This window comes from Streptomyces sp. NBRC 110035 (genome assembly GCF_000829695.1).
GTDB lineage: Bacteria > Actinomycetota > Actinomycetes > Streptomycetales > Streptomycetaceae > Streptomyces.
The window spans coordinates 19,434-41,183 of sequence record NZ_BBNN01000037.1; the positions used below are offsets into that span (position 1 = coordinate 19,434).

The following is a 21,750-nucleotide window of genomic DNA, read 5'->3' on the forward strand; positions in this document are numbered from 1 at the left end:
GGGCTGCGGGAACACGCGGGCAGGCCCGGGGCAGCGGGGAGAGCCTGCCCGGTCAACCGTTCGCCGGGGCGGGCCTCTTGAACATCCGGGTGGCCGTGATCTCGCTGTGCACGGCTTCCTCCTCGGAGGTCTCCCGGGGCAGGCCCGGCCTCAAGTGCTCCTCGACGCTGATGTACTTGAGGCCCGCTCGCAGGTCTGCGTCGTTCCGCAGGCGGATGACCAGGGGGAACTCCGCGAGGGCCGTCGTGTCGAACAGGCCGGTGGTGTAGAGGAGCTGCACCCCGAGCGCGTCGGCCACGGCCCTCTGGAGCTCCAGCAGGTAGGTGGCGTTGGCGCGGCCGATGGGGTTGTCGAGGAACAGGGTCCCGGCGTGCCGGTGCCGGTCGCGTCCCCGGTCGTTGGAGCGCAGCGCGGCCATCGTGCAGTACAGGGCGATGGCGGCGGTGAGCAGCTGCCCTCCGGAGAACACGTCGCCCATCTGTCCGACGGGCACCCGCTCCGCGCGCAGCACCGCGTCCGGTTTGAGGATCTCGACGGCGATGCCCTTCGGCCGGACGGCGGCGGCGACTCCGCGCAGCAGCAGGGACATCCCGTCGCGGCGCAGGTCGGAGTTCTTACGGACGGCCGCGCGGGTCGCCTCGTCGACGACCTCGCCGAGCCGCTCGGTGAGGGTCGCCTGGTCGGGTTCCTCGAAGCGGATGCGCAGAAATTCCTGCCCGGACCACTCGCCGAGCCCTTCGGGCAGCCGGGACAGCCGCTGGGCGGAGCGCAGAGTGGCGAGGGCCGACTCGACGAGCCCTCTGAGCCGGTCCACGATCGAGTCGCGGTTGCGTTCCAGCTGTTCCAGTTCGTCGCTGAGGACCCGGAGCCGGGGCGCGAAGGCGTCCGCCCACTTCTGGGCGTGCTCGGGCAGCGCGGAGGCGGGCAGTTCCCGGATCTGCTGCCGCGCCGGGGTGCGGACCTGCTCGTAGCGTGTGGAGTTGGCGTGCCGCACCAGGATATCGCTCGCTTCACGCACCGCGGACTCGGCGGCCGACAGGTCGGCGGCGCAGCCGCGGAGTGACCTGCGGGCCTCCGCGGCGGACCGGCGGGCCTCCTCCGGGTTGCCGGAATAGGGGTCGGGCTGCTCCGGCTCCTCCTCGGATGCGTGTTCCCGCAGCAGGTCGCGGAGCATGGCGGCGATCTCGTCGAATCCTCCGGCCGCGTCCTCGGCGGCGCGGTGCGCGTCGAGGAGTTCGCCGTGGATCTCCCTGGCGTTGTCCAGCTCCTCCGTCCGGGTGGCCAGTTCGGCCGTGGCGTTCCGCAGCAGCGCCTGTGCGTGCTCGGCGTCGCGCGGCACCATCTCCTCGGGAAGCGCGGTGTGCCGGTCGCCGCCCTCGGGCGCCAGCCGCTCGGCCTCGCCGCGCAGCCGCCCGAGCTGCTCGCTCGCGCTCGTCATGCGGGTCTCCAGGAGCTGCACCAGTTCCTCGGCACGGGCGGCGGCGGCCTGCCGGCTGGGGCCGTCCGAGCCGTCGGTGGACTCGAGCAGCTGCTCCGCGCGGTTGCGGACCTTGTTGCTCAGTCGGTCCAGCTCCGCGCGGGCCGCGCTCTCGTCGCTCTCCGCGCGTGCCTGCTCGGCGCGCAGGTCGGCGCCGACACCGACCTTCTCGTACACCTGGGACGCGGCACGGTAGGCCTCCCGGAGGGCAGGCAGAGAGATCCGCGGCGGCTCGGTGCCGGCCCCGGGTACGTCGTCGGACACGTCGTCGGGGGCGCCGGCGATCTCGGAACGCTCGGCACGCAGCGCACGCGCGGTGCGCCGGGCGTCGTCGGCGGCCCGCTGTGCGCCGCGCCGGTCCTCGTCGGCGGCCCGCGCCCGCTCCAGGCAGGCCTGGGCGCGGGCCTCCGCCTCGGTGGCGTCGTCGGCCAGTTCGCGCAGACCGGCCTGCCAGCCTGCCCGTTCGCGGAGCCGGAAGGCGAGTCCGGCGAGAGCGTCGGCGGCGCGCCTGGCCTTCTGCGCGGCCTCCTGGCGCTCGTCACGCACCCGGGCGGCCTCGGCCGCGGCCTCCTCGGCCTCCGCCCGCACGGCGCGTGCCTCGGCCAGCTCCGCCTCCGACTCCTGCGCGAAGACGCGGGCCTCGTGGGCGGCGCGGGCCAGTTCGGTGAGCCGGCCGGCCGGGCAGCCGGTGCGCCAGGAGGTGAGCCGCGCGGTCAGTTCGCGGTCCTTGGCGAGCCGTGCCGCGAGCGCCCGGATCTCCTCGTCACGGGCGGTCGCACGGGCGCGCAGTGTCTGCCGTTCCTCGTCGGCGGCGTGTTCGTCGTGCATGGCCGGGTTCGGCGGTACGAGGAAGACATCGCCGGTGTCCGCCTCCGGTGCCGGTGCCGGGGTCGGCGCGAGGAGGGCGGCAGCCGTGCCGACGGCGACCGCGGAGCGGGGCAGCAGGGCGGCGCCGCTCAGGACCTCACGGGCACGGGTGTGGGAGTCCGGGTCGGTGATGACGACGCCGTCGACCAGTTCAGGGCGGGCGGCGAGCACGCGCGCGTGGTCGGCGGGGTCGACCGCCTGGGCGAGGTAACGCCAGCCGGGCAGGGCGGGGATGCCGTGCTCGCCGAGGAACTCGACCGTGGCCAGCACATCCGGCCCCGGCGGCAGCAATCCGCCGTCGCCGAGGGCGCCGAGGATGCGGGCGTCGTCGGCGGCGGCGGTGCGCAGTTCGAACAGCTGCCGTTCGGCGGAGGAGACCGCCTCCTCGAGCAGTTCGCGCAGGTCGTCGGCGAAGCGGTCCAGTTCCGTGGCGGTGAGGGCGCCTTCGGTGACGGGGGTGCCGCCCGGTTCGGTGTCCGTGCCGGGCCGGGGCATCGGAACGGACGGGCGGGGCCCGGTACCGGCCAGGCCGAGCAGTTCGGCCGGGCGTTCCTCGGCGGCCAGGGCCTGGGCGGTGCGCAGCTCGCCCTCGTGGGCGCGGCCGGCCGCCGTGGCCGCGTCCGCCGCGCGGGCGGCGGTGAGTTCTGCGCGGGCCTCGCCCGCGGCGGCCTCACGCGCGTGCTCGGTCGCCCGGTGGGAGGCCTCACGGGCCGCCTCCCAGGCGGCGACCGCGGTCTTCTCCGCGTCGCTGGCCGCGAGGGCGGCGCGGGCCGGGTCGGCGTCGGGGGCGCTGTCGTCGAGCCAGCCGGCCCGGACGGCCTCGGTGGTCTCCTGCTCGACCTCGGCAAGCCGTTGCCGGAGGTGGCCGATCTCGCTGCGGGCGCGCTGCGTCTCGGTCGCGGCGGAGGTGGCGTCGCGGTGGGCCGTGTCGCTGACCTCCTGGAGAGCGGCGGACCGCTCCTCCTCCTCGTTGGCGAGGTTCTCGGCGTTCCGGGCCGCCGTGTGCAGGGCATGTACGAGGTCGACGGCGGCCTTGGCACGGGCGGCGAGTGCGGGCGCCGCGTCCCGCTCGGCCTCCTGGATCGCGGCGGAGACCCTGGCGACCCTGTCGGCGGCGGCCCGGTGGCGCAGCGCCGCCTCGGCGGCCTGCCAGGCCGCGTACAGGGTGCGTGCGTCGGCGAGTTCACGCTTCTGGGCGGCGGCGGACTTCTCGGTCGCGGCCAGCGCCAGGGAGGCGTGCCGGTAGGCGATCTCCGCGGAGATCAGCGCGCTGTGCTCGCGCTCCGCCCCGGCCCTGGTCACGGTGCGGGCGGCGGTGGTGACCCGGTGGGCGAGGTCGGCGGCGCGGACGCGTTCCTGGTGGCCGCGCGCGGAGAGCCTGCGGGCCAGGGTGCGGGTACGGCGCTCGGCGGCGGTGTGGATCTCGCGCGCCCGGGTACGGGCGCCGGCGGCTTCGACGATCCGGCCGAGCAGTTCGACGGACCCGGCGGTGAAGTCCCGTTCGGCGATCAGCTCGGCGCGTCGGCCGAGTTTGTTGCCGAAGCCGCCGACCAGGTCGGCGAGACCGTCGGTGTCACGGGTGTCGGTGACCGCGCGCAGCAGCAGGTCGGTGAAGTCGGAGTCCTTCTTGACCGCGAAGAGGCCGGCGGCCTCGCCCTCGTCGGCGTTCATCTCCCTCTGGTAGCGGAAGAGTTCGGGGTCGAGTCCCAGCTCGCCGAGGTGCTCGGTCCAGCGCTCGTGGGTCTCTTCCCAGTGGACCTCCAGGTGCGGATACGTCCGGCCCGCCTCCGTGAGCGCGTCCCGGAAGCCCTTCATGGTGCGGCGGCGGCCCCGCGCGCCCGACTGGCCGTCGGCGGGCGGCCGTACGGAGGTGGCCTCGGCGACGGGAAGGTTGTCCAGGCTGAGCCCCGGGCCGGGCCGCAGGGAGTACCAGGCCTCGGCGAACTTCCTCGGGTCGTTGGAGACCTGGCGCCCGCGCCATTCGCTGGCCTTGCCGACGACGACGCACTCGCCGGTCAGCACGTGCTGCCACTCCAGGGCCACGTGGCCGCAGTCGTCGGCCAGCAGAAACTTGCGCAGCACACCGGAGCTGGCACCGCCGAGGGTGTTGCGGTGGCCCGGGAGCATCACGGAGAAGATCAGCTTCAGCAGGACGGACTTGCCACCGCCGTTCTCCAGGAAGAGCACCCCGGCGGGTGCGGGCCGACGGAGCGGGCCGACGGGCTCCTCCGCGAAGAACTCCGCCTGCGTCGGCGCGGGTTGCGGCACGGTCTCGCCGACACCGCGCAGGTCAAGCACGGTGTCGGCGTAGCGCGCACCGGCGGGTCCGATGGAGTAGAGGCGGACCCGGGACAGCTCGTACATGGCGGACTCTCGAAGTCTTCGGCAGGTCGGGGTGGCTCGGAAGGAAGAAACGGGGACGGAGGACAGGGGGACGCGAAGGCGGGCGGCGGGGCCGCGGTGTCGGCGGGGTCGGCGGCTCAGGTGGAGTGGAAGGGCAGTCCTGCGTCGGCCACCAGGTCCAGCTCCTCTCCGCTGTCTGCGGGCAGCAGGGTCGGGGTGCCGTCGGTGACCGGGACGACGCCCAGCTCCAGCAGTTCGGCCAGGGCCGCGCTGCCGGCCAGGTCGCGTACCTGCAGCTGGTAGCGGGCCGTTGTGCGGTAGGTGCCGCCGTTGTCGTCGCCGGTGCGTTGCAGGAAGCCGGAGTCGGTGAGGAAGGTGACGGCCTTGGCGACGATGCCGGTGGTCGAGCCCGCGAGCCTGCGGGCGTCCTTGGTGGCGCCGGTCGCGCTGCGTCTCGCCCAGATCCGCCAGGCCGTCTCCAGCCCGGGGGCGTCACTGGCCGGGTCGGTGTTCTCGCCCTGCTCCGCGGCGCGTTCCTCGAGCCGGTGGCAGGTCTGGCGCACGAAGGCGTCGACGCCGTTGACGGTGACCCGCCCGATGTAGCCGTCGTCGGCGAGGTCCTCGGGGCGCGGGAACGCCATGACGGCGACGGCGAGGTGCGCGAGTCCGTGCAGGAACCTGTCCCCGCCGTCGGCGGAGGTGCGCCGCGCGTAGTCGCCCATGCGGATGGCGAACACCGAGTCCTCGGCGGCGGTCACGGCCATTCCCGCGCGTGGGGACACTTCCAGGACGATCAGGCCGAGGCCGGTGGCCACGGCGTCGGCGAGCCGCGCGAACGGCGGGTCCTCGCGGTAGCGGCGCAGCAAATCCGCGTACTTTTGGTCACGGGCCGGCTGGAGCCTGGGCTGGAGGCCGAAGGCGACGAGCCGTGCCGCGTCGGCGGCGTCGGCGGGGGTGACGGCCCCGCCCGCCGGTGCGGCGGAGGACTCCGCCTCGCTCCACTCGGCATGCTCGGTCACGGACACGGGTCCTCCTCGCGCAGGACGACGACGGGGGCGGAAGGGACGACAGGAAGGCCGGGGAAGGCGGCGCGGCCCGTGCGAGCGGCACGGTGCGTGCGGACAGCGCGGAGCATGCGGACGGCTGTCCCGGGGCAGTCGGCCGCGACCGGTGACCGGACCTCCGGCGAAGGCGTCGTCACGCGGCCTCCGTCCGGTCCGCGGCCATGCCCGCCGCGTCGAGCAGGGCCGTACCGACGATGAGGTCGGCACCGCCGAACTCGGGGTCGTCCAGCTCGACGCCGTCGTCCACCGCGAAGAGCAGCCGCCGCTCGCCCTGGCGGTAGGCGGTGCCGACCGGCGGGCTGGCGGCGTGCACCGCCAACAGGGCCACCAGGTAAGGCAGTTCGGGGTCCTGACGGCGTGCCTCGGCGAGCAGTCCGGACAGCCGGCGGGGCGCGTCGGCCGGCAGTGCCAGCAATGTGGTCGCGGCCGCCAGCTGCCCCTCGGTGAAGCGGCTGTCGTCCGGCGTGGCGATCAGGTCCGGTTCCGGCATCTCGGCGCCCAGGTGCTCCCGCTCCACCGGCGGGGTCAGCAGGATGCCGACGAGGTCGGCGACCCGGACGGACACCGGTGTACGCAGTCCGGTGCCGCGGGCGAAGAAGGCGTCGGTGACCCGGACCGCCTGCTCCAGGGGCAGCGGGAGCAGCGGTGCCAGGAGGTGTCCGTAGAGGTCCGTACCCGAGGACGACGCGGGGGTGGCGAAGGCCTGTCGGTCCTGTTCGGCGCGGAACAGCGGGCCGGCCTCCAGCAGCCGGGACTGCAGCTGGGTGTGCCTGCGGATGCAGTCCTTGACGATGTCCACCAGTTCGGCGGCCCTGCGCTTGTGCTCCGGGTCCTCCGACTCGTCGCGGGCTCTGCGGATGTTGGTGAGGATCGCGTTCTCGTGGCGGTACCGGTCCGCGACGTGGTCCAGGGCCTCGGCGATCATGTCCGGGACGGCACTCAGCCAGTCCACCGCGCGCACATTGCGCCGGGTGGCATCCAGCGCGCGGCGCAGGGACTCGGAGTACTGCACGGTCCGGTAGCGGGCCTGCTCGGCGGCGAGCTGGGCGTCGGCGAGCCTGCCGCGGTTGATGAGTACCTCGAGCTTGACCTCGGCGGCGATCTGGGCGCTGGCGACGTCGGTGTCCAGGGCGCCGACCAGGACGTTGACCGCCTCGTCCGTGGTGCGGAGGTAGACCGTGCCGCCGGTACCGGGGACCTCCTCGATGAGCTTGAAGTCGTAGTCGCGGCGGACGTAGGTGCCGTCCGCGCCGAACACGCCGTACACGGCGCGGAAGCCGCGGTCGACGCTGCCGACGTTGATCAGGTTCTCCAGGACCCAGCGGGCCACCCGCTCGTGCTCACCGGCGGGCCGGCGCGGGGCCTGGGCGGCGATGCGCGGGATGAGCCGGGCCACTATCTGTTCGTGGTCGGCGCCCGTGTCGAAGTCCATGTTCAGCGTGACCAGGTCGATGGCCGCCAGGGCGATCTCCGCCATGCCGTACACCGAGTACTCGCCGGCCAGGTTGGCCTTGCGCGCGTCGAGGTCGTGCAACGGCGCGGTGCAGGCGAGCGCGCGCAGCCGCCGGGCCAGCCCCTCGTCGGCCGCCGGGCCCAAAGCGGGCCGCGGCCCCGCGCTGAGCTGGGGCGGAGCACTGTCCGTCGATGCTGGTGAAGTCACGGTGCACAGACTAGGTCCTCGGTCTGACAACCACCCAAACGACGCAGATGCGTCACGGTGTCGCGGTGGTCACACACCCTGTTCCGCCGTCCCCGCCCCGCGCCGGCAGACCTCCGTCATGCGCTCGAGCGAGTCGTCGAGGTACCCCGCCAGCAGCGCCTCGGCCCGGTCCCGCTCCCCGGACCGCAGAGCCCGGAGGATGTCCGCATTGCGAGCCATGTACGGTTCGTGCAGCCGGCGGGGCTCGTCCACCACATGGAAAGCCAGCCTCAGTTCGGCGAACACGCTGCGCATCAGCTCGTTCGTGCGTTCGCTGCCGGCCAGCGCCACCAGTTCCCGGTGGAAGTGGATGTCGGCCGTACCCACTGCGTTCCAGTCGCCTTCGCGCGCCGCAGCGCGCGCTTCGCGCACCGCCTCGGAGAGCGCGTCGAACCGGCGGGGCGACTCCCGGAGCCCTCGTACGACGGCGCACTCGACGAGGCGGCGGGTGCGGTGGATGTCCTCGACGTCCTCGACGGTCAGGACCCGCACGAAGACGCCCCGGTTCAACTCGTGGACGAGCAGGCGCTCGTGGGTGAGCAGCCGGAACGCCTCGCGCAGGGTGTTGCGGGAGACGCCGAGCGCGCCGCCGATGCTGTCCTCCGGCAGACGTGTCCCGGGCGGGAAGTACCCCTCGGTGATCCGGCTCCTGAGGATGTCCGAGACCCGTTCGGCAGTGCTGGTGCGGCCCAACAGGGCGCGGTCGCCGGCCAGTCCGCTCAGCTGCTCTGCCATGCCCGGAATTCAATCGCACGGGTGAGAACGAGACAACACGGGTATTGAAGGATCGTTGAACGATATCTACCGTGCTTTCCACGGCCCGGTCCGGCTCCACGGCCCCGGCCCGACGAGGGGAGACGGGCCTTCCATGATCTCGATCGACCTGAACGCCGACCTCGGTGAGGGCTTCGGCCGCTGGCGGCTCACCGACGACGAGCGGCTGCTGTCCGTCGTCACCAGCGCCAACGTGGCCTGCGGCTTCCACGCCGGCGACGCGGCCACCATGCGCCGGGTGTGCGAGCTGGCCGCCGCACGCGGGGTGCGGATCGGCGCCCAGGTCTCCTACCGGGACCTCGCGGGCTTCGGACGGCGCGCGATGGATGTGCCGTCCGCCGAACTGACGGCCGAAGTGGCCTACCAGATCGGCGCCCTGGAGGTGTTCGCACGCGCGGCGGGGGCCCGCGTGGCCTACGTCAAACCGCACGGGGCGCTCTACAACCGGGTCGTGTGCGACGAGGACCAGGCCGGAGCGGTCGTCGACGGGGTGCTCCTCGCCGATGCCGCGCTGCCCGTCCTCGGCCTGCCCGGGTCACGACTGCTGGAGCTGGCCGGAAAGGCGGGGCTGCCTGTCGTCCCGGAGGCGTTCGCCGACCGCGCGTACGGCGACGAGGGGACGTTGGTGCCCCGCCACCGGGAAGGCGCCTTGGTGAGCAACCCGGAAGCCGTCGTGGCACGCTCGGTGGACCTGGCCCGGTCCGGAGAGGTCGACGCGCACTCGGGGCGGCGCATCGTGGTGCGGGCACGTTCCCTGTGCCTGCACGGCGACACCCCCGGAGCGGTGGAGCTGGCCCGACGGGTCCGCGCGCGTCTGGAGGCGTCGGGCATCCGGGTGGAGGCGTTCGCATGAGGGTTCTGCCCGTCGGTGCGGACGCCCTGCTCGTCGAGGTCTCCTCGGACGGCGAGGCGCAGGCGCTCCATTCCGCGTTGCTGCGGCGCCGGGCGGAGGGCTCGCTGCCGGTCGGCGAGCTCGTTCCGGCGGCGCGCACGGTCCTGCTCGACGGCCTGGCGGACCCCGGCCGGCTGGCCGCCGAGCTGACGGCCGTGGCGTTGCCTCCCGTGCCCCCGCGCGCGGGGAGAACGGTCAAGGTCCCGGTGCGCTACGACGGCCCGGACCTGGCCGCCGTCGCGGCGCACTGGGGCGTCACCGCTCGGGAGGCGGCCCGTATCCACGCGGGTACCGAGTTCCGTGTCGCCTTCTGCGGTTTCGCGCCCGGCTTCGGCTATCTCACGGGGCTGCCGAGCCACTACGGCGTGCCCCGCCGGGCGACCCCGCGTACCTCGGTGCCAGAGGGCTCGGTGGCGCTGGCGGGTTCCTACACGGGCGTGTACCCGCGGTCGTCGCCGGGCGGCTGGCAGCTGATCGGTACGACGGACCTGGTGCTGTGGGACCCCGGCCGGGCACCCGCGGCGCTCCTCTCCCCCGGCACCCGTGTGCGCTTCGTCCCGGTGGAACCGTCGCAGCCCACGGGCGTACAGGAGACCTGGAACGCGCCGGGACCCGCAAAAGCCCCGAAAGCAACCGGCCCCTCGGACACTCCATGCCCCACGAACACGTCAGAACCCGCCGTATGAAGGACCGTGCGCTCGTCGTCGTACGGGCGGGAGCCCTGACCACCGTGCAGGACCGCGGGCGCCCCGGGCACGCCCATCTCGGGGTGCCCCGCTCCGGTGCCCTGGACGGACCCGCCGCAGCCCTCGTCAACCGGCTGGTCGGCAATCCGCCCGACGCCGCGGTCCTCGAGACCACCCTCACCGGCTGCGCCGTACGCCCCCGCGCGGAGGTGGTCGTCGCGGTCGGCGGCGCCCCCTGCCCCGTCACCGTGGACGGCCGCCCGGCCGCCTGGGGCGCACCGGTGCGCGTGGGTGCCGGATCGCTGCTGGACGTCGGACCCGCGGTCGCCGGCGTGCGCGCCTATGTGGCCGTCTTTGGGGGGATCGCCGTCGAGCCGGTACTCGGCAGCCGCTCCACCGACCTGCTCTCGGGCCTCGGTCCGGCGCCCCTCGCGGACGGCGCCGTCCTCCCTCTGGGGGCGCCGCGCGGGCTCCTCGCGCGCGTGGATGTCGCCCCGCAGCCGGCGCCTCCGGACGAGCTGATCCTGCGGGTGACACCGGGGCCGCGCGACGACTGGTTCACCTCGGACGCGCTACGGACCCTGACCTCCCGCGCTTATCACGTGTCCCCCGCGAGCAACCGCATCGGGCTGCGCACGGTCGGCCCCTCTCTGGAACGGGCCCGGTCGGACGAACTGCCCAGCGAGGGCATGGTGCTGGGCGCGGTGCAGGTTCCGCCGGACGGCAGGCCGGTGGTGTTCCTGGCCGACCATCCGACAACCGGGGGCTATCCGGTGATCGCGGTGGTCCGCCCCGCCGACCTCCCGGCCGCCGCTCAGGCCGTCCCGGGCACCCCGGTCCGCTTCACTGCGGTAGGGCGCCGCTGAATCCCTGGGAGGTGCCCGGCCGTTGCTCCCCCGCCGACAGGGCGGCCAGTGCCGCCGACACCGAGGCGGAGGCCCGCAGGTCGAGCCGGATGCTCGTGCCCCGCGCGCGGTGCCGCAGTTCGTCGGCGGCGAGCGTGAGGAGCTGGGGCAGCAGGTCGGTGCACCGGCGGGCCACCCATCCGGTGCCGGCGGTGACCATCCACCACAGGCTCGCCCCCGGGGCGGGCGCCGCGGACTGCGGCTCCGGCGAGGGCGCCGGTCCGGCCGCGAGGCCACGTTCCGCCAGCAGTGCGTGGAACCTCAGTGCCAGTTGACGGTGTCCCCGCTCTCCGGGATGCATCCGGTCCACGCTCCACATCGCGCGGTCGGTGACCCAGTCGCCCTCACCGGCGTGCAGGTGGACCGCGCCGTACCGGTCGGACAGTGCGTGGACGACGGTGTTGACCGCACGCTGCCGCCGGGCCAGCGGCCTGGCCAGTGCCCCGGGCAGGCCCATGACGCCGCCGGGGTCGGGCAGACACGCGGTGAGCAGCACGGCCCCCTGGGCGGTGCAGGCCGCGTACACCTGGTCCAGTCGTCTGGCGACGGCGTGGATGTCGAAGCTCTGGCGCAGCGTGTCGTTGACCCCGACGACGACCGAGACCAGCTCGGGCTCCAGGGTCAGCGCCACGGGCAGCTGCGCTTCGAGCACGTCGCACGTCCGCGCCCCGCTCCTCGCGAGGTTGGTGAACCGCGCGGGCTGCTCGCCGAGCGACCCGGCGAGCAGCGCGGCCCAGCCCCGCCATCCACCGGCGGTGCGATCCCCCACGCCCTCGGTCAGTGAGTCTCCGAGGGCCACGAAGCGCACGGGTCTCACAGCGGGCCTCCCGGCAGCACCGCGGGCACGTACCGGGCCGGCACCACGCCCTCCCGTCCGTTCTCCAGGGCGCTCTCCCGCAGGCCGTCCCGTACGGTCACCTGCCGCGGGGCCTCGTGGGCGTCGAGGAAGGCCGTCACCGCCGCCTCCCACCCGAAGCGTTCCGCACGCGCGCGTGCCGCCTCGCGCCGCTCCGTCTCCGGCCGTCCCAGCAGGAGTTCGACGGCGTCCGCGAACGACTCTCCCCGGTCCGCGGCAATCGCCCCGGCGGGGCCGAGCACCTCCGGCAGCGCGGACGAGGTGCTCGCCACCACGGGCGTCCCGCAGGCCATCGCCTCCAGCGCGGCGAGCCCGAAGGTCTCCGCGGGGCCCGGCGCCAGGCACACGTCGGCACAGGCCTGGAGGGCGCCGAGGAACGTCCGGTCGAGGACGTGGCCCAGGAAGACGACGGGCAGTCCGCGTTCCCGCGCACGCTGTTCGAGCCGCTTCCGCAGCGGACCGTCCCCGGCCACCACCAGCACCGCCTGCCGTCCACGCCGCCGCAGCGCCTCGAGCGCGTCCAGCGCCGTACCGGGCCGCTTCTCCACGGACAGCCGGGTGCAGGTCAGCAGCAGTGTCTCCGCCGCGCGCGCGTAGCGGGCCCGCACCGAGGGGTCGCGCAGCGCGGGGTGCCGCTCCGTCAGGTCGACACCGAGCGGCGCCCGTACGACGTTGCGGGCGCCGATCCGGGCGAACTCCCTCTCGGCGAACTCGGTGGTGCACACGACGCGCGCGTAGGTGTGGGCGGTACGGATGTTGAGGGCGTCGGCGGTGCGCCGCGCGACCCCCTCCGGCATGCCCCAGGTGCGCAGCACGCCGTCGGCGGTCTCGTGGGAGACCATGACCGCGGGCACCCGCGCCCGCCGCGCCCATCTCCCGGTCCAGCGCAGGGTCGTACGGTCGGACACCTCGAGCCGGTCGGGCGCCAGTTCCTCGAGCAGGGCGGTCAGCCGTCGCTTGTCGGTGAGGACGCGGTAGCCGCCGGTGCCGGGCAACAGCGGTCCCGGCAGGGTGATCACCCGCCCCTGCCCGGTCTGCCGGTCGCCCGCCCGGTCGCCGGGGACGATGAGCACGGGCTCGTGCCCCGCCGCCCGGTAGCCCTTGCCGAGTTCCCGCAGGGCGGTGCGCAGTCCGCCGGAGGCCGGTGCGACGAAGTTCGCGAGCCGTACGATCCGCAGCGGGCCTTCGGCCCTCTGGAAGCCGTTTGCCGTCGCCGGCACCGGGCGGAGCGCCGGGCCCCCTGCAGGCGGAGCACCGGTCGGCCGAGCGCCCGTTCCCGCGGTCGCGTTCATGCCGCCACCGCCGTCCGGCGCCCGGCGAGCACGTCCGCGTAGTGGCCGATCAGCTGGTCCCCGACGGCGGCCCAGGTACGTCCCTCGACCATGGCGCGCCCCGCCGCCCCGTAGGAGGCCCGCAGTCCGGGGTCCGCGGCCAGGGACCACACCGCGTCCCGGACCGCGGCGGCGTCGCGCGGCGGCACCAGGAACCCGGTTCGCCCGTGGACGACCAGGTCGAGCGGGCCGCCCACGGCGGGCGCGACCACGGGTACACCGCTCGCCATGGCCTCCTGCACGGTCTGGCAGAAGGTCTCGAAGGGGCCTGTGTGGGCGAAGACGTCCAGCGAGGCGAAGAGGCGGGCGAGTTCGTCGCCGGTGCGGCGTCCCAGGAAGACCGCGCCGGGCATGGCCTGTTCCAGGCTCGGCCGACTCGGTCCGTCGCCCACGACGACGACCCGTACTCCGGGCAGGGTGCTCGCCCCGGCCAGCAGCTCGACCTGCTTCTCGGGGGCGAGCCGGCCGACATAGCCGACGATCAGCTCACCGTTCGGGGCGAGTTCCCGGCGCAGCGCCTCGTCGCGCAGGTCGGGCCGGAAGCGGACGGTGTCCACGCCGCGCGGCCACAGCTTGACCCTGGGGATGCCATGCGCCTGGAGGTCGCTCTGTGCGGCGCCGGACGGGGCGAGGGTGAGGTCGGCGGCCGAGTGCACGGACCTGATACGGCGCCAGGCCGTGGCCTGACCGGCGCCCATGTACGTGCGGGCGTAGCCGGCGAGATCGGTCTGGTAGACGGCGACGGCGGGCAGACCGAGACGCGAGGCCGACGCCATGCCGCGTACCCCGAGCACGAAGGGGCTGGCCAGGTGGACGAGGTCGGCCCCGTGCGCGGCGATCGCCGCGGTGACGCGTCGGCTGGGGAGAGCGACGCGGACCTGCGGGTAACCCGGGAGCGGAAGGGAGGGGACCCGGACGACGGGGCACGGAGCCTGGCCGTCGGGCTCGTGGCCCGCGGTGGCGGGGGCGACGACGACAGGGGTGTGACCGCGGTCGACGAGGTGCCGGGCGGTCTGGAGCGCGCAGTGGGCCACGCCGTTCACATCGGGGGGAAAGGATTCGGTCACGATGACGACTCGCATACGGGTGTTCTCGCCGCACCGGACGTGGCCACGTCAACGTGGATCTTTCCGGTGGGGGAACGTCCCGTGAGCGTTGCCCCGCGCACCCACTCGGGCCGAACGCCCTCCACGCGCGCCTGGCCCGCGGGTCATCCCTTGTTCACGCTGCGCGCGTCCGGGCGGTCACACGACGGTCTCCCCGGGACCCATCCGGCTGCGTACGGCGGTCTGCACCTCGGCCTCCTCTGCGGGGTCGGCGGCGAGCCGGCGCAGGCGCTCGACGACCCGGGCGTCGCCGGTCTCGGCGTGCCGCGCGGCGATCTCGCGGGTGGACTCCTCGCAGTCCCAGAGACACTCGACGGCGAAACCGCTGCCGTAGGAGGGGTCGGTGGCGGCGAGGGCACGGGCGGCCCGGCCGCGCAGGTGGGAGGAGGCGGTCTCGCGGTAGATGTGCCGGAGCACGGGAGCGGCGCAGGCGATGTCCAGGCGTCCGGCACCGTCGACGAGAGTCCACAGGGTCGGCGCGTCGGGGCCCTCGCCCCGCACCGCCTCGCGCAGGGCGGCGAGGACCATGTCGCGGTCCTGGACACCGCCCCGGCAGGCGAGGACGCGGCCGGCGGCGGCGCCCAGGGCGTCGGGCCGGCAGGCCCAGCGGCGCGCGCGGTCGACGGCGGCGGGACTCCGCATCCGTTCGAAGGCGTCGACGGCGGCCTCCGCCACGGGCGCGGGCCCGGCGGCCACGGCCCGCTCGATCAGGGTGAGGGCGTCCGGGTCGTTGCCGTCGGCCAGGTAGCGCAGGGCGGTGCAGCGGGCGCCCTCCGTGCCGTCCTCGGCGGCGCGGACGATCTCGGGCCGGTCCTCGGGGCCCGCGACGGCGGTGAGGCAGCGGGCGGCCGGGACGTGCAGAGCAGCACCACGCTCGATCCCTTGCTGGGCCCATGCGAACACGGCCTGCACGCTCCACCCGGGGCGGGGCCCGGCGGGGCGCATCTGCCGCTGCCAACGGTCGAAGCAGCCGGCCTCCTGGGCGGCCCGCACGCGCGTGGCGACGGATTCACGCGGGTCGTCGGCCCACAAACGCCAGGGGCGCGGTTCGAAGGCGTCGCGGACGGTGGCGGCCAGTTCGGCCTCGCCCTCGGGGTCGGTGGCGAATCGCGCGAGCACGGGGGCGGCGAGGGCGCGCAGGCCCGCGTCGTCGTCCCGGAGGGCCAGTTCGTCCAGGGCCCAGGCCCAGTTGGCCCCCCGGGCGGCGTACCTGCGCAACAGGGCGAGCGCGTCCCGCCTGCCGTAGGAGGCCAGGTGTCCGAGCACGGCGAGGGCGAGGCCGGTGCGGGACTCGTCGGTGTCGAGGATGTCCTCGGCACCGAAGAGGTGGGCCTCGATGGCGTCCAGTTCGCCGTGCAGGTCCAGGTAGAGGCGGGCGTAGTAGAGGGAGCGGTTCTCCACCTGCCAGTCGTGGCGCGGGTCGTGGAGCACGCAGTGATTCAGCGCCTCGAGCGTTTCGGAGCGCGGGGCGGTGAGCGCGTGCAGCGTGCCGTCGCCGCGACCCCGCTGGAGCAGGCCGAGCAGCGTACCGCTGGGCGCTATGACCGGATCGAACATGGGAAACAGCCTCACATCAAGCGTCGACGCAACCGGGGACGTGCATTACCTGGCCGCGTGCCAACACGTCGGGGCGCCCGCCGTTTCCTGCTTGCTGCAGACCATCTTCCTCTGCCTCTCGTCGGGGCCCTCGCGGACCACGTCACGGCCCGCGCGGTGCGGCAACACCTGCCCAGCCATCGCGTCCGTGAATCACGTCGTCATGATGACCCGGCGGTCACATCTGCCGCGACCGAATTCCGGCGGCCTTCCACCGCCTCCCCCGTTTGCCGTGCGTTTCCGCCGCCGTTTCCGCGCCTTCGCCGGTCGGAGCGTGCGCGCCCGCGCGGTCCAGGGCCGTTCAGTGCGCTTCTTCATCGCGCCGCCTCCCGTCCGCCGCGTTCGTCCGCTGCGGCGGCGCGCCTCAGTTCGCGCCGAACAGCTCGAGCAGCTCCGCGCGGGCGAACATCCGGGCCGTGTCGACGGCCGAGGGAGTGCCGGCGGCCGGATCGGCACCGCCCCGCAGGAGGGCCTTGACCACTTCGGTGTCACCCTTGAAGGCGGCTCCCGCGAGCGGGGTCTGCCCCCGGTCGTTGATCCGGTCGACGTCGGCGCCGCGTTCCAGCAGCGCGCGGACCGCGTCGGCGTGACCGTGGTACGCGGCGAGCATCACGAGCGAGTCGCCCCGGTCATTGGTGAGGTTGGCCGGCACGCCCGCGTCGACGTAGGCCACGAGTTCCTCGGTCCGGCCGCTCCGGGCCATGTCGAAGATCCTGGTCGCCAGCTCCACGACCTCGGGGTCGGGGGCTTCAGTCATATCGGCCGAACCGCCTCTCACCACGGATCACTCCGCGCATCGGGGACAGGGCGTACGTCTGCGAGCGGGGCAGAGCCGTACGGGTGAATCGCCAGGGTACTGGCTCGCCCGGCACGTGGGCCGACGTGCCCGAGGCAAAGATCACGGCATACCCGGCCGTGCGCAACCGCCCACGTCGTTCGGGCCGGGAACGATCCGCCGACCGGGCGAAATCAGCCCGTGTTCACCCGCTTGCACCTTTTGTCGTATAGATACATTCTGTGAGCCTGGAAGTACTCATGGTGACTGTCCCCCGCGAACCAGGAGAACTCGCATGATCCTCTCGATCTCAGGCGTCGTCCTGCTCGGCATCGTCCTCTTCATCCTCTGCCGCAAGGACGGCCTGAAGCCGTTGCACGCCGTGGTGGCGATGCTGTTCGGCTTCTATCTGGCCAGTACGGCCATCGCGCCGAGCATCAAGGCCGGCGGCGAGAGCCTGGCCGGCCTCCTCGGCGGCATCAGGTTCTGACCCCGTCCCCAAGTCCTCGCCCCCCTCACCCACGCCCTGGAGGCAGCAGTGGCCCGGCGTCCCCTTCCCCGCATCCTGAGCAACCGCGGCGCCCACCTCGCCCGGAGCCGGGAGCTGGCCCGGACGGCGGCCGACGGCGCCACCGACGTCCTCCACCCGCTGATCACGATCGCGCGCGGACTGCGTCGGCTGGCCTCGGCCGGGCGGCGCAGGTGGCTCGCCACTCCCAAGGACCGGCGAGGTGCGCTGCTCTTCCTGGTGGCGTCGGTGATGCTGGCCGTCGCACTGCTCCCGTACGGTCCGCTGCTCGCCGCCATCACCCTGATGGCGGCGGCGGCCTGGCAGGGCCGGGACCGTGCCCCGGCCGCACCGGACGGCCCCGACGAGTCACAGGCCCAGCGCCTCAAGTCGCTGTACGACGCCCTGGTGCCGTACTTCTCCTCGGCGGGCGACCCCAACCCCCTGTACACCCACGGCGGCACGTGGGAGAAAGCCTTCCCGGCGTACGAGTTCGACGGCACCGGCCGCATCGAGCACCTGGTGATCGCCTACCCCGCCTACTACACCGACGGCGAGGCGGAGTCCCGCGCACGGATCGAGCATCTGCTCGCCGCCAAGTCGGGGCGTGGCCGCGAATACCACTTCGCCTGGGACGAGGAGGGCAATGAACTCACGGTCCGGGTTCTCACCCCGCTGCCCGCCGACATCACCGCCCAGCGTTTCGTCACGTCTCCCGGTGAGACGGTCCTCGGTTTCACCGACCCCCTGCAGGTGCGCCGGACTCTGCCGCTCACCCATGGCGAGGAGCGGCGCGACGTCCCCCCGGTCGTCTGGCGCACCGGCATCCGCTCCACCGAACCTCACCTGCTGGCGGCCGGGCAGCCCGGCAGCGGCACCACCACCCTGCTGCGCTCGGTCGCCCTCCAGGCGCTGCGCCACGGCGACGTGGTGATCGTCGACGGCGGCGGCACCGGTGAGTACGCGTGCCTGACCGGCCGGGACGGCGTGCTCGCCGTCGAGTGCGGCCTGGCGGGCGCGCTGGAGAGTCTCCAGTGGGCCGCGCACGAGACGGAGCGCCGCCTGGTCGCGGCCAACCGTGCTCACCAGGCGGGCGATCCGCCGCCCGAAGACACCAAGCGGCCCCTGTGGATCCTGCTGGACCGCCCCGGCTCGTTCACGCACCTCGCCGCCGCCGACGGGCGGGAGGACCCCCAGTCGCTGCTCCAGGTCCCGCTGCGGCACGGCCGCCCGGCGAACGTCACGGTCGTCGTCGTCGATCAGCTCGACGGTCTGGAGACCCTCAGCGCCGCGGTACGGCAGCACACCCGCGCGCGTGTCGTCCTCGGCCCCGCGACTCCGGAACAGGTGACGGCCGTCCTGGGTGCTCCCCCGCACACCACCCCCCTCGATCACGTCCCCGCGGGCCGCGGCTACGCCCGCCTGGGCACCGGCCCGGTGCACCGTCTCCAGGTCCCGGCCACGCCGAACCCGTACGACGACGCGACCGGCGACGACCAGCGGCAGGCGGTCCTGGACCTGCTCCCGGCCCGCTCCGCCCAGGACCGCGCACGGGCGGTGCGGGAGCGCACGGCACCGGAACCCGGCCCCGTGCGCGGGGTCACGGCGGACGCGACGCCCGTGGACAAGCACTCCATGGACAAGAACCCCCTGGACCTGACCACCACGGACAAGACCGCCACGGGCACGCGTGCGGCGGACGCGGACAAGACCCCTCTGGAGCCGGTCCCCGCGGAGGCGGCCGCCACCGAGTCCTCCTCCTGACCGTCCGCCGCGCGCCGACCGTGTCGGCACACCTCACCGCCCGTCCGGCATGATCCTCCGGACCGGCCCTACGCCACGAAGGTGCGCGGCGCCTCCACCCCCGACGTCCCGCCGTTCTCGACCATCCGTGCCGCCGCGGCCAGCCGCAGCGCCGCTTCCTCGGCCACCGCGCCGCCCACGGTGAACGGCAGCCGCACATACCCCTCGAACGCACCGTCGACCCCGAAGCGGGGTCCCGAGGGCGCTCGTACACCGACCCGCTCCCCCGCCTCGGCGATCCGCGACCCCGAGAGCCCTCCGGTGCGTACCCACAGGGTGAGCCCGCCGCGCGGGACCTCGAACTGCCAGTCGGGCAGTTCCCGGCGCACCGCGCCGACCAGCGCGTCCCGGTTCTCCCGGGCCTGTGCGCGCCGGATCTCCACGGCCCGCTCCCAGCCGTCCGTGCCGAACAGCCAGTTCACCGCCAGTTGCTCCAGGACGGGCGTGCCCAGATCGGCGTAGGCGCGCGCGGCGACGAGGCTGCGGATCACGTCGGGGGCCGCGCGCACCCAGCCGATGCGCAGGCCGGCCCAGAAGGCCTTGCTCGCCGAGCCGACCGTGATCACCGTGGACCCGGCCGGGTCGAAGGCGCACACGGGGCGCGGCATCTCCACGTCCGGGTCGAGCCAGAGCTCGCTCATCGTCTCGTCGGCGACCAGCACCGTCCCCGCCGACCGCGCCGCGTCCACGAGCCGGCGGCGCTGGTCCTCGTCGGCGAGCGCGCCGGTCGGGTTGTGGAAGTCGGCGACGACGTACGCGATGCGCGGTGCCGCCTCCCGCAGCACCCGGCGCCAGTGGTCCACGTCCCAGCCGGCCAGCCCTTCCGCCATGGCCACGGGGACCAGCCGGGCCCCGGCCTCGCGCATCAGCTGGAGGATGTTGGCGTAGGACGGCGATTCGACGGCGATGCGCTCGCCGCGGCCGCCGAAGAGGTGACAGATGGCGTCGATGGCGCCCATCGCCCCGGTCGTCACCATGATCTGCTCGGGCATGGTCGGGATGCCCCGTGCGGTGTACCGGTCGGCGATCGTCGCGCGCAGCGCGGGCAGTCCGGCCGGGTAGTCGCCGTGGGTGTGCGCGTAGGGCGGCAGTTCCTCCAGAGCGCCCTGCACGGCGCGGGTGAGCCAGGGCTCGGGCGCGGGCAGCGCGGCGCAGCCGAGGTCGATCATCGAGCCGAGCGTCTCGGGGGGCAGCGGTTCCAGTCCTCGCGCGGGGACCGGGTTTCCGGCCGGGACGGCGGTCCAGCTGCCGGCACCGCGCCGTGACTCCAGGAAGCCCTCGCCGCGCAGCGCCTCGTAGGCGGCGGCGACGGTGGTGCGGCTGACGGACAGGGACAGGGCGAGTTCCCGCTCGGCGGGCAGCCGGGCGGCCACGGGGACGCGTCCTTCGAGCACCAGGAGCCGGATGCCGTCGGCGAGGGCCCGGTAGGCGGGTGGGCGGCGGGTCCCGGGGCCGGCGGGGCGGTCCTGCTGGGAGTTGAGCAGCCGGGCGAGCTGCGCCGCCCCCACCGCCGAGGTCCACTGCGCCATCGCGATCAGTCCACCTTCCCTGAATTGGCCATGGATGAGATCTCCATCCACGCCACAGGGTGTCATGCGTCGGTCCACTTCCACCACAGGGGGACATCTTGTCCAGCCACCCGCCCCGGTACGGGCACCTCGCACGGCGGCTGCTCCAGCTCTACGCCGGCCTGGCGCTGTACGGTGCGAGCTCGGCACTGCTGGTCAGGTCCGGGCTCGGTCTGGAGCCGTGGAACGTGCTGCACCAGGGTCTGTCCGAGCGCACGGGCCTGTCGATGGGCGTGGTGCTGACCGTCCTGGGCGCGGCGGTGCTGCTGCTCTGGATCCCGCTGCGCCAGCGCCCGGGGCTGGGAACCGTCTCCAACGTCCTGGTGATCGGGGCGGCCATGGACGCGACCCTGACCGTGGTGCCCGAAGCGCACGGCACGGGCCTCCGGGTGGCGATGACGGCGGCCGGCATCGTGCTGAACGGCGCTGCGACGGGGCTGTACATCGCGGCACGCTTCGGTCCCGGCCCGCGCGACGGGCTGATGACGGGGCTGAACCGGCGCACGGGGGTGTCGATCCGGCTGGTGCGTACGGTGATCGAGGTCACACTGGTCGTCACGGGCTTCGCCCTCGGCGGCACCGTGGGCGTGGCGACCCTGCTGTACGCGGTGTTGATCGGCCCGCTCGCCCAGCTGTTCCTACGGGTGTTCGCCGTCCCCCCGGCATCCGGCGGCAGCACGGTCGTTGCCACGGGTCAACCGCGTGGAGCGATACTGCGTCCGTGACTTCGCCGATACGCCACCCGTACCTCGACCATCCCGGCCCGATCGCCTTCGCCCACCGGGGCGGGGCGGCGGACGGTCTGGAGAACACCGCGCGCCAGTTCCGGTGCGCCGTCGAGGCGGGCTATCGCTACATCGAGACCGATGTCCACGTCACCCGCGACGGCCGGCTCGTCGCGTTCCACGACACGACCCTGGACCGGGTGACGGACGGAGCCGGCCTGATCGCCGACCTGCCGTGGCGGGACGTGGAGCAGGCGCGGGTGGCGGGCCAGGAGCCGGTGCCCCTGTTCGAGGAGCTGCTCGGCGACTTCCCCGAGGTGCGGTGGAACGTCGACGTCAAGGCAGAGCCGGCCCTCCTGCCCCTTCTGGATCTGATCGGGCGGACGGACGCCTGGGACCGGGTCTGCCTGGGCTCGTTCTCGGAGGCACGCCTGGTGCGCGCCCAGCGGCTGGCCGGCCCCCGGCTCGCGACGTCGTACGGCACGCGGGGGGTGCTGAACCTCCGGCTGCGCTCGTGGGGTGTGCCGGTGGCGGTGCGCCGGTCGGCCGTCGCCGCCCAGGTGCCCCACGCCCGGTCCGGCGTCCCGGTGGTGGACCGTCGCTTCGTGCGCACCGCCCACGCGCGGGGGCTTCAGGTGCACGTGTGGACGGTCAACGAGCCGGAGCGGATGCACCGGCTCCTGGACCTGGGGGTGGATGGCATCATGACCGATCACATCGGCACACTGCGCGAGGTCATGGAGGACCGCGGCATCTGGGTCTGAGACCCCGCCCG

The 21,750-nt window shown here is 74.2% G+C and carries 17 protein-coding genes; 7 read left to right on the plus strand and 10 right to left on the minus strand.

The features are described from left to right. Positions 1-52: 52 nt before the first annotated feature. The 4 genes from TU30_RS25155 to TU30_RS25170 form a co-directional block, all read right to left on the minus strand. Positions 53-4,708 (minus strand): hypothetical protein, encoded by a 4,656-nt coding sequence (locus TU30_RS25155; protein WP_042173953.1) that lies wholly within the window; start codon positions 4,706-4,708, stop codon positions 53-55. A gap of 116 nt (positions 4,709-4,824) precedes the next feature. Continuing rightward, positions 4,825-5,706, minus strand: a complete 882-nt coding sequence (locus tag TU30_RS25160) for a hypothetical protein (protein WP_042174152.1) — start codon at positions 5,704-5,706, stop codon at positions 4,825-4,827. A 178-nt stretch (positions 5,707-5,884) separates the two neighbouring features. Continuing rightward, positions 5,885-7,411, minus strand: a complete 1,527-nt coding sequence (locus tag TU30_RS25165; protein WP_042173955.1) for a hypothetical protein — start codon at positions 7,409-7,411, stop codon at positions 5,885-5,887. A gap of 69 nt (positions 7,412-7,480) precedes the next feature. Continuing rightward, positions 7,481-8,185, minus strand: coding sequence for a GntR family transcriptional regulator (locus tag TU30_RS25170; protein WP_042173957.1), 705 nt, complete (start codon positions 8,183-8,185; stop codon positions 7,481-7,483). A gap of 133 nt (positions 8,186-8,318) precedes the next feature. On the opposite strand from TU30_RS25170, the gene TU30_RS25175 reads away from it, so the two are divergent. Genes TU30_RS25175 through TU30_RS25185 form a run of 3 tightly spaced genes read left to right on the plus strand, consistent with a single transcriptional unit; the run spans position 8,319 to position 10,668 of the window. Then, positions 8,319-9,077 (plus strand): LamB/YcsF family protein, encoded by a 759-nt coding sequence (locus tag TU30_RS25175; protein WP_042173959.1) that lies wholly within the window; start codon positions 8,319-8,321, stop codon positions 9,075-9,077. Further along, entirely contained in the window at positions 9,074-9,802 is a 729-nt protein-coding gene (locus tag TU30_RS25180; RefSeq protein ID WP_078878506.1) for an allophanate hydrolase subunit 1, read from the plus strand. Before TU30_RS25175 ends, TU30_RS25180 begins: the two co-directional genes overlap by 4 nt. Then, positions 9,799-10,668, plus strand: a complete 870-nt coding sequence (locus TU30_RS25185; RefSeq protein ID WP_042173961.1) for a biotin-dependent carboxyltransferase family protein — start codon at positions 9,799-9,801, stop codon at positions 10,666-10,668. Before TU30_RS25180 ends, TU30_RS25185 begins: the two co-directional genes overlap by 4 nt. Here the strand turns inward: TU30_RS25185 and TU30_RS25190 are convergent. The 5 genes from TU30_RS25190 to TU30_RS25210 all read right to left on the minus strand — a co-directional run bounded on the left by TU30_RS25190 (position 10,646) and on the right by TU30_RS25210 (position 16,353). Beyond that, on the minus strand, positions 10,646-11,524 hold the full coding sequence (locus TU30_RS25190) for an SGNH/GDSL hydrolase family protein (protein WP_042173963.1): 879 nt from the start codon (positions 11,522-11,524) through the stop codon (positions 10,646-10,648). The genes TU30_RS25185 and TU30_RS25190 overlap by 23 nt on opposite strands. Beyond that, positions 11,521-12,855, minus strand: a complete 1,335-nt coding sequence (locus TU30_RS25195; protein WP_078878507.1) for a glycosyltransferase — start codon at positions 12,853-12,855, stop codon at positions 11,521-11,523. Before TU30_RS25195 ends, TU30_RS25190 begins: the two co-directional genes overlap by 4 nt. Next, positions 12,852-13,976, minus strand: a complete 1,125-nt coding sequence (locus tag TU30_RS25200; protein WP_042173965.1) for a glycosyltransferase family 1 protein — start codon at positions 13,974-13,976, stop codon at positions 12,852-12,854. The genes TU30_RS25195 and TU30_RS25200 overlap by 4 nt, the downstream gene beginning before the upstream one ends. 162 nt (positions 13,977-14,138) lie before the next feature. Continuing rightward, on the minus strand, positions 14,139-15,557 hold the full coding sequence (locus TU30_RS25205) for a hypothetical protein (RefSeq protein WP_042173967.1): 1,419 nt from the start codon (positions 15,555-15,557) through the stop codon (positions 14,139-14,141). 403 nt (positions 15,558-15,960) lie between these two features. Further along, the gene (locus TU30_RS25210) at positions 15,961-16,353 is read right to left on the minus strand and encodes an ankyrin repeat domain-containing protein (protein WP_042173970.1); all 393 of its coding nucleotides are present in this window, start codon (positions 16,351-16,353) and stop codon (positions 15,961-15,963) included. Positions 16,354-16,666: 313 nt separating this feature from the next. Between TU30_RS25210 and TU30_RS25215 the strand changes: the two genes are divergently transcribed. Then, positions 16,667-16,861: a membrane protein gene (locus TU30_RS25215; protein ID WP_042173973.1), complete on the plus strand. Its 195-nt coding sequence runs from the start codon at positions 16,667-16,669 to the stop codon at positions 16,859-16,861. Between the two features lie 48 nt (positions 16,862-16,909). Then, positions 16,910-18,643, plus strand: coding sequence for a membrane protein (locus TU30_RS25220; protein WP_042173975.1), 1,734 nt, complete (start codon positions 16,910-16,912; stop codon positions 18,641-18,643). A gap of 68 nt (positions 18,644-18,711) precedes the next feature. Here TU30_RS25220 and TU30_RS25225 read toward each other — a convergent pair whose 3' ends face one another. Then, positions 18,712-20,211 (minus strand): PLP-dependent aminotransferase family protein, encoded by a 1,500-nt coding sequence (locus tag TU30_RS25225; RefSeq protein ID WP_042173977.1) that lies wholly within the window; start codon positions 20,209-20,211, stop codon positions 18,712-18,714. Positions 20,212-20,309: 98 nt separating this feature from the next. Between TU30_RS25225 and TU30_RS25230 the strand changes: the two genes are divergently transcribed. Next, the gene (locus TU30_RS25230) at positions 20,310-20,975 is read left to right on the plus strand and encodes a YitT family protein (protein ID WP_042173979.1); all 666 of its coding nucleotides are present in this window, start codon (positions 20,310-20,312) and stop codon (positions 20,973-20,975) included. After that, entirely contained in the window at positions 20,972-21,739 is a 768-nt protein-coding gene (locus tag TU30_RS25235) for a glycerophosphodiester phosphodiesterase (protein WP_042173981.1), read from the plus strand. The genes TU30_RS25230 and TU30_RS25235 overlap by 4 nt, the downstream gene beginning before the upstream one ends. Positions 21,740-21,750: the final 11 nt, after the last annotated feature.